Origin of the sequence: Sphingomonas kaistensis (assembly GCF_036884275.1) — a bacterium.
Classification (GTDB): Bacteria; Pseudomonadota; Alphaproteobacteria; order Sphingomonadales; family Sphingomonadaceae; genus Sphingomicrobium; species Sphingomicrobium kaistense_A.
On record NZ_CP145607.1, the window covers coordinates 706,747 to 719,634 of the forward strand.

General features: G+C 66.8%; 15 protein-coding genes. 13 read left to right on the plus strand and 2 right to left on the minus strand.

Annotated features, from left to right (window positions below; all coding sequences use genetic code 11):
* Positions 1-65: 65 nt before the first annotated feature.
* The 11 genes from V6R86_RS03320 (at position 66) to ribA (ending at position 10,315) form a co-directional block, all read left to right on the plus strand.
* On the plus strand, positions 66-1,727 hold the full coding sequence (locus V6R86_RS03320; protein WP_338502091.1) for an NAD+ synthase: 1,662 nt from the start codon (positions 66-68) through the stop codon (positions 1,725-1,727).
* Positions 1,724-3,043 (plus strand): glutamate--tRNA ligase, encoded by a 1,320-nt coding sequence (gene gltX / locus V6R86_RS03325; protein ID WP_338502093.1) that lies wholly within the window; start codon positions 1,724-1,726, stop codon positions 3,041-3,043. Before V6R86_RS03320 ends, gltX begins: the two co-directional genes overlap by 4 nt.
* A gap of 98 nt (positions 3,044-3,141) precedes the next feature.
* Positions 3,142-3,828, plus strand: coding sequence for an energy transducer TonB (locus V6R86_RS03330; RefSeq protein WP_338502095.1), 687 nt, complete (start codon positions 3,142-3,144; stop codon positions 3,826-3,828).
* 117 nt (positions 3,829-3,945) lie between these two features.
* Positions 3,946-4,209, plus strand: a complete 264-nt coding sequence (locus V6R86_RS03335; RefSeq protein WP_338502096.1) for a hypothetical protein — start codon at positions 3,946-3,948, stop codon at positions 4,207-4,209.
* A gap of 10 nt (positions 4,210-4,219) precedes the next feature.
* Positions 4,220-5,182, plus strand: a complete 963-nt coding sequence (ribD, locus tag V6R86_RS03340) for a bifunctional diaminohydroxyphosphoribosylaminopyrimidine deaminase/5-amino-6-(5-phosphoribosylamino)uracil reductase RibD (RefSeq protein WP_338502097.1) — start codon at positions 4,220-4,222, stop codon at positions 5,180-5,182.
* A gap of 3 nt (positions 5,183-5,185) precedes the next feature.
* Entirely contained in the window at positions 5,186-5,794 is a 609-nt protein-coding gene (locus V6R86_RS03345) for a riboflavin synthase (protein ID WP_338502098.1), read from the plus strand.
* A gap of 52 nt (positions 5,795-5,846) precedes the next feature.
* Positions 5,847-7,130, plus strand: a complete 1,284-nt coding sequence (gene ribB / locus V6R86_RS03350; protein ID WP_338502100.1) for a 3,4-dihydroxy-2-butanone-4-phosphate synthase — start codon at positions 5,847-5,849, stop codon at positions 7,128-7,130.
* Between the two features lie 3 nt (positions 7,131-7,133).
* Positions 7,134-7,556: a 6,7-dimethyl-8-ribityllumazine synthase gene (ribH, locus tag V6R86_RS03355; protein ID WP_338502101.1), complete on the plus strand. Its 423-nt coding sequence runs from the start codon at positions 7,134-7,136 to the stop codon at positions 7,554-7,556.
* A gap of 80 nt (positions 7,557-7,636) precedes the next feature.
* The gene (locus V6R86_RS03360) at positions 7,637-8,257 is read left to right on the plus strand and encodes an outer membrane lipoprotein carrier protein LolA (RefSeq protein WP_338502103.1); all 621 of its coding nucleotides are present in this window, start codon (positions 7,637-7,639) and stop codon (positions 8,255-8,257) included.
* A 232-nt stretch (positions 8,258-8,489) separates the two neighbouring features.
* Positions 8,490-9,281, plus strand: a complete 792-nt coding sequence (locus tag V6R86_RS03365; protein WP_338502105.1) for an exodeoxyribonuclease III — start codon at positions 8,490-8,492, stop codon at positions 9,279-9,281.
* Positions 9,278-10,315 (plus strand): GTP cyclohydrolase II, encoded by a 1,038-nt coding sequence (gene ribA, locus V6R86_RS03370; RefSeq protein WP_338502106.1) that lies wholly within the window; start codon positions 9,278-9,280, stop codon positions 10,313-10,315. Before V6R86_RS03365 ends, ribA begins: the two co-directional genes overlap by 4 nt.
* Before the next feature lie 10 nt (positions 10,316-10,325).
* On the opposite strand, the gene V6R86_RS03375 is transcribed toward ribA, so the two are convergent.
* Positions 10,326-10,970, minus strand: a complete 645-nt coding sequence (locus V6R86_RS03375) for a YggS family pyridoxal phosphate-dependent enzyme (protein ID WP_338502108.1) — start codon at positions 10,968-10,970, stop codon at positions 10,326-10,328.
* A gap of 24 nt (positions 10,971-10,994) precedes the next feature.
* Here V6R86_RS03375 and V6R86_RS03380 point away from each other — a divergent pair, with 24 nt between their 5' ends.
* A complete protein-coding gene (locus V6R86_RS03380) occupies positions 10,995-11,516 on the plus strand; it encodes a thiamine phosphate synthase (protein WP_338502110.1) in 522 nt (173 codons plus the stop codon).
* Here V6R86_RS03380 and V6R86_RS03385 read toward each other — a convergent pair.
* Entirely contained in the window at positions 11,513-12,235 is a 723-nt protein-coding gene (locus tag V6R86_RS03385; protein WP_338502112.1) for a porin, read from the minus strand. The two genes, V6R86_RS03380 and V6R86_RS03385, sit on opposite strands and share 4 nt — an antisense overlap.
* 193 nt (positions 12,236-12,428) lie before the next feature.
* Here V6R86_RS03385 and V6R86_RS03390 point away from each other — a divergent pair, with 193 nt between their 5' ends.
* Positions 12,429-12,860, plus strand: a complete 432-nt coding sequence (locus V6R86_RS03390; protein WP_338502114.1) for a DUF3576 domain-containing protein — start codon at positions 12,429-12,431, stop codon at positions 12,858-12,860.
* Positions 12,861-12,888: the final 28 nt, after the last annotated feature.

Below are 12,888 nucleotides of genomic sequence, written 5' to 3' on the forward strand. Positions count from 1 at the left end.
GTCGGCGCACCCCTAACCGCGTCGGGCGTTGGACGAAAGCCCGCCTCATCGCCTAGGGACACCGAATGACCGACCGCCTGACGATTGCGCTCGCCCAGATGAACCAGCGGGTCGGCGACTTGCACGCCAATTCCGAGGCGATCCTCGCGATGCGTCGGCAAGCCGCGGGCGCCGACCTGCTGCTGGTCCCCGAACTGCAACTGGTCGGCTATCCGCCCGAGGACCTGGTGCTGAAGCCCGCCTTCCTGCGCGAAACCGAAGCCGCCGCCGCGCGGCTGGTCGCCGCCACCGCGAAGCCCGGCCCGGCGGTCGTCTTCGGCTCGATCGTGGTACGCGAGGGCAAGGCCTACAATGCCGTCATCGTCGCCGACGAAGGCCGCGAACTGTTCGTCACGCTGAAGCACGAGCTTCCCAATTACGGGACGTTCGACGAAAAACGCGTGTTCTCGCACGGCCCGTTGCCCGAACCCTTCACCTTCAAGGGCGTCAAGATCGGCATTCCGATCTGCGAGGATCTGTGGCTCGAGACCGTTCCTCGCCACCTCGCCGAACGCGGCGCCGAAATCCTGCTCAGCCCCAACGGCAGCCCGTACGAGATCGACAAGGACGATTTGCGCCAGCGCCTGTTCAGCGGCCGCGCCAAGGAAGTCGGATTGCCCCTCGTTTACCTCAACCGCGTCGGCGGGCAGGACGAGCTGGCGTTCGACGGCAGTTCGATGGTGTTCAACGCCGACGGTACCCGCGTCATTCAGATGCGCGATTGGGAAGAGCAATTTTTGCTCACCCAATGGAGCAAGGGCACCGACGGTCGTTGGGTTTGCGAGACGAGCGATACCCACGCGCTCTCGCCCTATCCCGAAGATGTCTATCTCGCGATGGTCGTCGCCCTGCGCGACTACGTCGGCCGCAACGGTTTTCCGGGCGTGATCCTCGGCCTGTCAGGCGGAATCGATTCGGCGCTGTCCGCTGCCGTCGCGGTCGATGCGCTGGGGGCCGACAAGGTCTGGGGGGTGATGATGCCTTCGGCCTTCACCAGCCAGGACAGCCTCGACGATGCCGCCGGCTCGGCCGACTTGCTGGGCCTGCGTCATGACGTCATTCCCATCGCCTCTGCCGTCGATGCGCTCGACGCGATGCTCGGGTCGGCCTTCACCGGCCGCCAGCGTGATCTTGCCGAGGAGAATATCCAGGCGCGCCTGCGGATGGTCACGCTGATGGCGCTCAGCAACAAATTCGGACCGATGCTGCTGACTACCGGCAACAAGAGCGAGATGAGCGTCGGCTACGCCACCCTCTATGGCGACATGGCTGGCGGCTATTCGGTGCTGAAAGACGCCTACAAGACCACCGTCTTTGCCCTCTCGCGCTGGCGCAACGCTCATCGCCCCGAAGGCCTGCTGGGCCCGGCCGGCGCGGTCATGCCCGAGCGCGTCATCACCAAGCCGCCTAGCGCGGAGCTGCGCCCCGACCAGAAGGACGAGGACAGCCTGCCGCCCTATGCCAAGCTCGATCCTATTCTCCACGGCCTGATCGACCGCGAACTCAGCGTCCACGAGGTCGCGGCGGAAACCGGCAGCGACCTCGCGCTGGTCGCCTCGCTGGAAAAGATGGTGCTGCGCGCCGAATACAAACGCCGTCAGGCCCCGCCCGGGGTCAAGCTTGGCGGCCGCAACTTCGGGCGCGACCGCCGCTATCCCATCACCAATGCTTTCCGGACCGGCGAATGACCGTTGTAACCCGCTTTGCCCCCTCGCCGACCGGCCGCCTCCACGTCGGCAACATCCGCACGGCGCTGCATAATTACCTGTTCGCCGCGCGGCACGGCGGCAAATTCCTGCTGCGCATCGACGATACCGATCGGGAGCGCTCGACCGCTGAGGCGGAAGCCGCGATTCACGCCGATCTCGCCTGGCTCGGTCTGCATCCCGACGCGACCGTGCGCCAATCGGACCGCTTCGCCCTGTACGAGCGCGAGTTCGAGCGGCTGCGCGCGGCCGGGCGGATCTACGCCTGCTACGAGACGCCCGAAGAGCTCGACCTTCGCCGCAAGGTGCTCCTCGGTCGCGGCCTGCCGCCGATCTACGAGCGGCCACAGGGCGAGAACACGCCGGTCGAAGGCCGCGACCCGCATTGGCGCTTTCGCCTAGATCACGACGATGCGATCGGCTGGACCGACCTCGTCCGCGGCGAACAGAAATTCGATCCGCGGCTGCTGTCGGACCCCGTCATCCGCCGCGCCGACGGCAGCTGGCTGTATCTGCTGCCAAGCGTGATCGACGACATCGACCTCGGCATCACCCACATCGTCCGGGGCGAGGATCACGTCTCCAACAGCGCGGTTCAGTTGCAGATGTTCGCCGCGCTCGGCGCCCAGCCGCCCGAACTCGCCCACGAAGCGCTGCTTGTCGCGGCCGAGGGCAAATTGTCGAAGCGGCTCGGCGCGGTCGGTGTCGGCGAGATGCAGGAGCGCGGGCTCGAGCCGATGGCGCTGCTCAGCCTGCTCGCCCGTCTCGGCACCAGTCAGCCGGTCGAAGCGATGGCCGAGCTCGGTCCGCTCGCCGCCAGCTTCGACTTCGCCCATTTCGGCCGCGCCCCCGCGCATTTCGACATGGCAGAGGTGGAGCAACTGAACGCGCGCCTGCTTCATGTCATGCCGTTCGCCGCCGCGGTCGAGCGCCTGCCCGACTGGGTCGATGAAACCACCTGGTCGGTGCTCCGCACGGCGCTCAATCATGTCAGTGAGGTCGATGAGTGGCGGGAAGTCGTCCGAGGCGACATCGCCGCCCCCGACCTCGAACCCGAAGACCGCGCCTTCCTTAGTAACGCGGTCGTCCTCGCCGCCGAGACCGACTGGTCCGAAGATCCGTGGCACGCGCTCACCAACACGCTGAAGGCCGATACCGGGCGCAAGGGCAAAAGCCTGTTCAAGCCCCTCCGGATGGCACTGACCGGCCGCGAAAGCGGACCCGAAATGGCGCCGCTGGGGCGACTGATCGGCAAAGAGCGCAGTCTAGCGCGGCTGCAGGCCGCAGCCGGAGAATAGGGAAAACCGCCGACGACGGCTCGCAGCCCAACCCCTTGCATCCAAAATGTAATGATGTAACATACTGTTTATCGACTCGCGATGAAGAGGAGGTTGCCATGCTCGCCTATGCCGCCAACCAGGAGGGCCGGCGCCGGCTCAGCCCTTCCGCCCTTGTCATGATTGCAGGCGGTCACGCCATTGCGATCGGCCTCCTGATCACCGCGAAAATGGACATTCCGTTGTTTCCCAAACCGGTGATTACCGAGACCACCTTTATTCCCCTTGAGCCGCCGCCGGAGCAGCCCAAACCGAAACCCGAGCCGCAGGTCCGCCAGGACACCAGGACCCCGCCGCCGGCCGACAGTCATGTCGATCGTCTCCCGCCCGTCATCCAGACCCCGCTTCCCTCCGAAAGTTTCGACGCGGGCCCCGCGATCAACCCCCAAGTGCCCGATATCGGACCGGTGCTTGAAGCAACCCTGCCCCCGGCCGGCCCGCCGCTCCCGTCGCCTGCGGTGGTGAAGGTCGGCCCGCGTGCGGCAACCCCGGCCGATCTCCTCCGCCCGCCTTATCCGGAATCGATGCGACGGACCGAGGAAGAAGCCGTGCTTCGCCTCCGCCTGTCGATCGATCCGCGCGGGCGGGTGACGGCGGTCGAGCCTGTCGGCGCCGCCGATCCCGCCTTTCTCGCCTCCGCCCGTAGCCATCTCCTGCGCTACTGGCGCTACCGGCCGGCGACCGAGGACGGGCGGGCGGTCGCCTCGTCGCTGGTCATCACCCTCCGTTTCGAACTGGAGGAGTAGGGCCCAGGGGCCGCGAGCGTATTTGCGGCGCGGCCCCTGACCACCTACATCGCGGCAATGGGTTTCTTTCCACCGATGCACGGTCCCCGGACGGCGTTGCGCGATCTTGGCAGCGTTATGCGCCGCCGCAGCCGCGAAAGCTTCATCGCCGCCGGTCTCAGCGTCCTGTTCACGGTCGTCATCGTCGTGGTCTTCTTTCTCGACGCCAAGGTGAACACCGCGCCGCCGGTCACCGTCACCTACGTCGACAGCTGGTCGGAAAACCGCACCGACGCCGAGATCAAGGCCGACCAGGTCAAGGACCAGGCGGCCCGCGAGGAACGTGCCGCGAAGCGACAGGAGCAGTTCAAGGAGATCGCCAATAGCTTCGGCATCGAGTGACGCCGAGTGGATGGCGGAAGCCGTGCGGCTGGGATCGGCCGCGCGCGGGACCACCGCGCCCAATCCCAATGTCGGCTGCCTGATCGTCGGCGCTGACGGCGCGATCCTCGGCGAAGGCGCCACGGCGCCCGGCGGCCGTCCGCACGCCGAATCCATTGCGCTTGCGATCGCCGGTGAGCGCGCGGCGGGAGCGACGCTCTACACCACGCTCGAACCCTGCAATCATCAGAGCCGACGGGGCCCTACCTGTACTGACCTCATCCTCGCCAGTGGCGTCACAACCGTCGTCGCCGCGATCGAGGACCCTGATGAGCGTACGGCCGGAGAAGGACTAGCCCGCCTCCGCTCCTTTGGAATCGATGTGCGCGTCGGCATTGGAGAGGCAGAGTCGCGCGACAGCATGGCCGGCTGGCTGACCCGGAGGCGCCTCGGCCGCCCCCGCGTCACGCTCAAGCTCGCGCTGTCGATCGACGGCAAGATCGCGCTGCCGTCGGGGGAATCCAAATGGATCACTGGTGAAGACGCGCGCGCCCATGTTCACCTTGAACGCGCGCATTGCGACATGATCCTGGTCGGTCGCGGCACGCTCGCCGCCGACCGCCCCCGCCTCGACGTTCGCCTGCCCGGCCTTGAAGAGCGCTCACCCCGCCGCGCCCTGCTCAGCCGGGGCGAACCGGTCGATGGGTGGGAAATGCTGCGCTCGCCGCAGGACATCTTTGGGCTTCATGACGTCAACGACCTGCTGGTCGAAGGCGGCTCCTCCACCGCTACTGCCTTCCTTGCTGAGGATCTGGTCGACCGCATCCTACTCTACCGGGCGCCGATCATTATCGGCGAAGGACGGCAGAGCGTCGGCTATATCGGGCTCGATGCGATCGGCGATGCGCACGGGCGGTGGGAGCCGCGCGACGGGCGCCAGCTTGGCATCGACCGGCTCGAAGTCTACGAGCGCGTCCGCTCTCCCACGAGGTAAGGCATGTTCACCGGCATCATCACCGACATCGGTACCGTCCGCACCGCCGACCAGCGCGGCGATCTCAAGATCGTGGTCGACTGCGGGTATGACATGGCCGGCGTCGATCTGGGTGCGTCCATCGCCTGCTCGGGCGCGTGTCTGACCGTGGTCGACAAGGGCGACGGCTGGTTCGCCGCCGACCTCAGCGCCGAAACGGTGTCCAAGACGGCGCCGGGACTGTGGCAACAAGGCGCTCGCCTCAACCTCGAGCGCGCTTTGCGCCTGGGCGACGAGCTCGGCGGTCATCTTGTCACAGGCCACGTCGATGGCCTCGCAGAAGTGATCGGCCTTTGCCCCGAAGGCGACAGCACACGCATCGACCTCGCCGTCTCCGCTGACCTCGGTCCGATGATCGCCCCCAAAGGTTCGGTGACGCTCGACGGAGTCTCGCTGACCGTAAACGACGTCCGCGACGAAGAAGGTCGTACGCACTTCAGCATCAACGTGATCCCACACACGGCTGAACACACGACCTTCTCCGATCTCTCGGTGGGTCGACTGCTCAATGTCGAAATCGATGTGCTGGCGCGCTATTTACAGCGGATGATGGCGGCTCGCTCATCACATTGAGATGGTTCTAGCGCCGGTAGTCAATCACATTGCCGTGTGATATTGGCGTCGAATGGCCAATCAACTCATCGACCGTCTGACCGCCATCATCGAGACCGGCGAGAGCAGCCGTTCCGGGCTCGCGCGCGCTGCCGGACTGCATCCCAATTCTCTCCGCAAACTGGGGTCGCCCGACTGGAACCCGACCGCCGACACCCTCGGGCGTCTCGAGAAATTGCTGGCCCGTGGCACGACCGAGGTGCTGGTCGGACCGGAAGCGATTATCGACGAGGCTCGCAACGGCCGCATGTTCATTCTGGTCGACGATGATGAACGCGAGAATGAAGGTGACCTCGTCATCCCCGCGCAGATGGCGACGCCTGACGCCATCAACTTCATGGCTCGCCACGGCCGCGGTCTGATCTGCCTTGCGCTGACCAAGGACCGGGTGGACACGCTCGGCCTGCCGCTGATGAGCCGCAACAACGGCACGCGGCACGAAACCGCCTTCACCGTGTCGATCGAGGCCAAGACAGGCGTCTCGACCGGAATCAGCGCCGCCGACCGCGCGCGGACCATCGCTGTCGCAATCGACGCCAACAACAGCTCGGAAGAGCTCGTTTCCCCCGGCCACGTCTTCCCGCTGGTGGCCCGCCCCGGCGGCGTACTGGTCCGCGCCGGCCATACCGAGGCCGCAGTGGACGTCAGCCGCCTCGCGGGGCTCAACCCCTCGGGCGTGATTTGTGAGATCATGCGCGAGGACGGCACCATGGCCCGGCTCGACGACCTGATCGAGTTCGCTCGTACCCACGGCCTTAAGATCGGGACGATCCGCGATCTCATCGCTTATCGCCTTCGCCGCGATCATCTGGTCGAGCGCGTTGCCGCCACCCCGTTCAACAGCCCCTCGGGCCGCGAATGGCAGGCGCAGGTGTTCCGCGACAAGGCCACCGGCGCCGAGCAGCTCGCGCTCATCCTCGGGCCGCTCAATCCGGAAGAACCGGTGATGGTCCGGATGCACAGCCTCGACCTGTTCGCCGACGTCCTCGGCGAGCCGTCCGATCGTGGCGGTCTCCTTCCCGGCGCGCTGCGGATGATCGAGGAGCAGGGCTCGGGCGTCATCGTCGCGCTTCACGCCGCCAGCCCCGGCTCCCTTTCGCGCGCGGCCGACCGTCGCGTCGGCAAGGAGGTCGAGGAAGGCGAAGCGCTGCGGAGCTATGGCATCGGCGCGCAGATCCTGGCCGCGCTCGGCATCCACGACATGATCCTGCTCACCAACACCCGCCACACACCCGTCGGCCTCAGCGGCTACGGCCTCGCCATCATCGAGGAACGCTGCATCGGAGGAGACGCGTAAGCCATGGCTCATATCCTGATCGTTGAAGCCCGCTTCTACGACCATCTGAACGACCTCCTCCTCGCCGGTGCTCGCGCCGCGATCGAAGCGGCGGGCCACAGCCACGAGACGTTGACCGTTCCAGGAGCGCTCGAAGTCCCAGGCGCCATCGCCCTGGCCGACGAAAGCGGCGATTATGATGCCTTCGTCGCGCTCGGCGTGGTGATCCGCGGCGAGACCTATCACTTCGAGATCGTCTGCAACGAAAGTGCGCGCGGGATCATGGATCTGACGTTGTCGGGCCTCGCCATCGGCAACGGCATCCTGACGGTCGAAAACGAAGCGCAGGCGCTGGCCCGCGCCGAGAAGGAGCAGCTCGACAAGGGTGGCGGGGCGGCGGCGGCGGCGCTGGCCATGCTCGACCTGCGCACCCGCTTCGTCAGCTGAACGACAGGGAACCGCGCAATTCAGAGGGCATTCAAGCCCTTCTGTTTAGAGCGACTGTCAAATTGATTTCAGGAGTACCGATGTCCCAGATCCGTTTCGCGCACCTGCTCGGTGCCGCCGCCGCCCTGACGCTGGCCGCGCCCGCCGCCGTGGCGCAGCAGGCCACCCCGCTCAAGGCGGTCGAGCAGAGCCTTGCCGCGACCAATTCGATGACCGCGCGCTTCACCCAGTCGGACGGGCGCGGCCGGACCCAGTCGGGCACGCTCAGCCTCAAGCGCCCGGGCAAGATCCGCTTCGAATATGGCGCCGGTGCCAACATGCTGATGGTGGGAGACGGCAAGAACCTCACCTTCATCGACTATGAAGTGGGTCAGAAGTCGGCTTGGCCGATCGCCCGCTCGCCGCTGGCCGTGCTGCTGTCGCCTCAGCCCAATCTCGCTCGCATCGCCCGGATCGAGCCGCAGTCCAACCCCGGGGTGGTGATCGTCCGTGCCCGCGACGCACGCCGGCCCGAGTTCGGCACCCTGCTGCTGGCGTTCTCGAAGAATGGCGCGGCGCCGGGCGGGCTGATGCTCGAAGGCTGGACCGCGATCGATGCGCAGAACAAGCGCACCACGGTGAAGCTCGACGGCCAGCGTTACAATGTTGCCGTACCCGACAGCGCCTTCACCTTCCGGGAGCCGGCGCCGCGCAAGCGTTAAGTGTCGGTGATCCGTATTGAAAAAGCTACTGTTCATGCAGGCTTCAGGCTCGTGACGTTATCCCACCACCTGACCGCAGCACCGGCTAGGGTTTCCCCCTGTTACCTTGCCAGCTGCTGGTCCCTCGCGTGACGAACGCTTGGCCGGCCCTCGCTCCATGCCCCCGGAGCGGGGGCCTTTTCCGTTTTCGGAGCCTTTGCCTATCCGGGCCCGGGCTTGCTAGGGGCGGGCGGTGAGCACACTCAAGATCGCCAGCTGGAACATCAACTCGGTCCGAGCCCGCGTGCCGATCGTCGGCCGCTTCCTCGACGAAGAACAGCCCGACATTCTCTGCCTTCAGGAGACCAAGGCCGAGGACAAGGTGTTTCCGGCCGACCTGTTCACCTCGCGCGGCTACGTCCACCACGCGCTGAACGGGCAGCGGATGCACCACGGCGTCGCCATCCTCAGCCGAATTCCGCTCGAAGAGCCCGGCCGCCACGACTGGCAGGACAATGGCGAAGCGCGGCATGTCGGCGCACGGCTGCCGAACGGGTTGCGGCTCGAGAATGTCTACGTCCCCGCCGGCGGCGACATTCCCGATCGTACGCTCAATCCCAAGTTCGGGCAGAAGCTCGATTTCATCGAGCGCATGACCCGCTGGTCGGAAGGCTTGAAAGAGCCGACTCTCATCGTCGGCGATTTCAACGTCGCGCCGCTCGATTGCGACGTGTGGAGCCACAAGGCGCTGGTCGATGTCGTCAGCCACACGCCGATCGAGATCGAAGCACTTTCCCGCCTTCAGGCTGCGCATGATTGGGTCGACCTCGGCCGCAAGTTCATCCCCGCACCCGAGCGCTGTTTCACCTGGTGGAGCTACCGTTCGCCCGACTACACCAAGAATGACCGCGGCCGCCGGCTCGATCACATGTGGGCGAGCCCTAGCGTCGCGATGCAGGCGACCATGCACAAGGTCCACGAGCCGTGCCGCGCATGGGAGCGCCCGTCCGACCACGTGCCGCTGGTGGTCGAGCTCAGCCTTTGAGTAAGGGCGCCGAGGCCATCGCCGCGCTCCGCGCCGGGCGTGCGGTCGGGGTCGGGACGCTGACTGTCGCGGCGGTGGAGACGGCGACGGATGACTTTCTCGCGCTAGCCGATCCTGACAAGGCGGCGACCGTACTGCTCAGCGGCGCCCGCGCGGCGGCACTCGGCCTTGCCAACCAGCGTGATTCGGCGTCCGCACAGAAGCCAGTCTTAGTCGAGCGGTCCGCATGGCTCGACCCGGCCACGGTGCGCGATCTCGTCGATGCCGGGCGCGACTTCGCGCGGTTCGGACCGGGACCGCTGCAGGCGGGCGCGGTGCCCGATCAACAAGCCGCAGCGGCAGCGCTTGCCGTTGCTCGCCGCGCCGGGCTAATGCCCGCGCTGTGGCTGCTCGGCAGCGACGCAGCCTTGCACCTCTCGGCGAATGAAGCCCACGCCGCCACCCGCCCGGCGACCGTCGCCATCGCCGCCCGCGCCGTTCTGCCGGTCGACGGCCTCGGCCCACCCTCCCAGATCGTCGCCATGCGCTCGGAAGAAGACGGCAGCGAGCATGTCGCCCTGCTGGTCGGCGCACCAGGCGGACAGGCACCGCTCGTCCGCCTGCATAGTGAGTGCCTGACCGGCGACGTGTTCGGCAGCCTCAAATGCGATTGCGGACCGCAGCTCCGCGCCGCCCTGAAACTGATGGAAGCGCAAGGCGGCGGCATCCTGCTCTATCTGCGCCAGGAGGGCAGGGGGATCGGCCTCGCCAACAAGATCCGCGCTTATGCCCTCCAGGACCGCGGCCTCGATACCGTGGAATCGAACCACCGCCTCGGCTTTGCGGATGACGAGCGCGACTATGCGCTGGCCGCCGCCATGCTGCGGGCGCTTGGTGTCAGCGAGGTCCGGCTGCTGACCAACAATCCGGCCAAGATCGCCGGTCTCGAGGAGCAGGGCCTCAGGGCGACGCGGGTCGCGCACCGGCTTCCGGCCAATCCGCACAACGCGCACTATCTCGATGTGAAGAAAGCCAAAAGCGGCCACCTCGACTGAGGCAGAGCATTTAGTCTTCGAAGAAGGCAGTGCCGATTCGAACCACGGTCGCGCCCAGCATCACCGCGCTACGGAAATCGCCGCTCATGCCCATCGACAGGCCACTGACGTCATGCCGCCGCGCAAGCTTTGCCAGAAGCGCGAAATAGGGCGACGGCTCCATCTCGCTCGGCGGGATGGCCATCAGCCCCGCGATCGCCAGCCCAGCTTCGCGCGTGTCGGCGAGGAAGGTCGGCAAGTAGGCGATGGTGACCCCGCCCTTCTGCTCCTCTTCGCCGATGTTCACCTGCACATAAGTGGGCCCGCTCCACCCCGCTTTGGCCAGCGCGGTACCCAGGCTGGGGCGGTCAAGCGAGTGGATCACGTCGAACAGCGCGGCGGCATCGTCCGCTTTGTTGGACTGAAGCTGCCCGACCATGTGTAGGACGACATCGGGATAGCGAGCCCTCAACGCCGGCCACTTGGTCTGCGCCTCCTGCACTCGGTTCTCGCCAAAGTGCCGCTGCCCGGCCTGTAGAAGTTCCTCGATCTCCGCGGCGGAACGATTCTTGCTGACCGCGACGATCGTGACTCCCGATGCCTCGCGCCGGCTGACCTTGGCGGCCTCGGCAACGGCGGAGCGGATGGCGTGGAGACGGGTGGCTGCATCGGACATGGCTGGCTGCTAGGAGCAAAGGCGATGCAAAGGCAATCGTGGCCGACCTCATGGCTGATGACCGACGAGCGGCTGGGCGACGTGCTCGGCGGTGCCATCGCGCGTGCCGCCGCTGCGGGGGCAGGGGTGATCGTGCGTCATCACCATTCGTCCCATGCGGTCCGGCGCGCCATTGCGCGCAAGGTGCTGGCAAGCGGTGCGCTGCTGGGCGTGTCGCGCGATGCCGTGCTCGCCGCGGACCTTGGCGCGGCCTTCGTCCACAATCCCACCGGCCCTAGCGGCGCGCTGCCGTTCAGCCTGTCGGTCCACCACGAGGCAGAAGTCCGGGAGGCGGCGCAGCGACGGCCCGCATTCGTCTTCGTGTCGCCGCTCTATGCCACGCGCAGTCATCCGGGGGCGCCGGCGCTCGGCGTAGAAGAAGCCGCAAGGCTCGCCGCGCTGGCAGGGTGCCCGGCCTACGCGCTTGGTGGGGTCACGCGTTCAAATGGTGAGAAACTGATTGCCCGCGGCTGGGCGGGCTGGGCGGCAATCGACGCCTGGGCTTAGAACTTGACGGCAGTGCCGACGTAGACCGCCTGACTGTCACGCCGCTGGTCGCGCACGGTGGCAAGCTGCTCGCGCTCGATCTTGTACTTGACGCCGCCGGTCAGCGCGATGTTGCGGCTGATATTATAGGCACCGCCGACGTCGAGCGCATAGCTGGTCGGATCGATGATCGGCGCCTTGCGATCCGGCGACGAACGATCGGCACTTGCGGCAACCCGGCCGGTGAACCTCTTGATGCTATAGCTGACACCGACCGTGGCGCCTTCGCGCGGTGCGAGCGCCGGGGTCGCAGCTTCGGCCTTGCTGACGTCGGCCGAGACGGCGAAGCGCTTCCAACCCACCGCAGCGCCGAGGTTGTATGACGCCGGGGTCAGCGGCAGGCCGGTTGTCATCGGCGCCGCGGCCGCCGCCCGCTCACGCAGGGCGACCTGAGTCGACGAGGTCGACCGCGCCCGCACGGCAATGCGAATTTGCGACGGGCGCTGCTTGGCCGCGCTCGGCGTAAACCGGAAATCGGAGGCGAGCGCCGGACGGCTGGCCAGCGCCGCCGCCAATCGCGGATCGGCCTGCGCCGGCGTGAAACCCCCATCGAAGCTCAGCGACACGGCCGCCGGGCGCTTCTTCTGCGGAGCGGCGATCACCATCGACGCAGGCAACAGCAGGCTCGCCGCGGCGACTGCCACGGCCCACTTGCTCTTTTCCTGACCCCAGCGACTCATCGGTTCCCCAGTACCTTTCAGACCGTACATAGGCTGGCGAACCTGAATGTTCCACGCACGCCCCGGTTTAAAAGGTGGCTGTGGCAGGGAATCCACAAGCGAGGCGATTTGCTTACGGGTTGCGGGGGTGGACCCAGCTTCTATAGAGCAAAGCCAACGATCCAATTCACCGTTTGCATCCGGGAAACTCCTTATGCGCCGTTCGCTCGCCGTTCTCTTTCTGTCGGCCACCCTGCTGTCGGCCGCCGGCTGCAGCCGCAACCGCGATATTCCGGTGGAGCTTGCCCCGTCGCGCACCACCGCGATCGGCGTGAACAGCTATCTGTGGCGCGCCGCAATCGACACGCTGAGCTTCGCGCCGTTGGTCACCGCCGACAGCAACGGCGGCGTGATCGTCACCGACTGGTACGCCAACCCCAATTCGCCGGGTGAGCGGGTCAAGCTGACCGTCTCGATCCTCGACCAGGATCTGCGCGCCGACGCTCTCCGCGTCGCCGCCAGCCGCCAGGTCAACCAGAGCGGCCAGTGGGTCGACGCGCCGGTCACCGCCGCGACCGTGCAGAAGCTCGAGGACATCATCCTCACCCGCGCCCGCGACATCCGCCGCGCCGCCGTCGGCGGCTAAGGACGCCACTTCAACTCAAAAGGACACC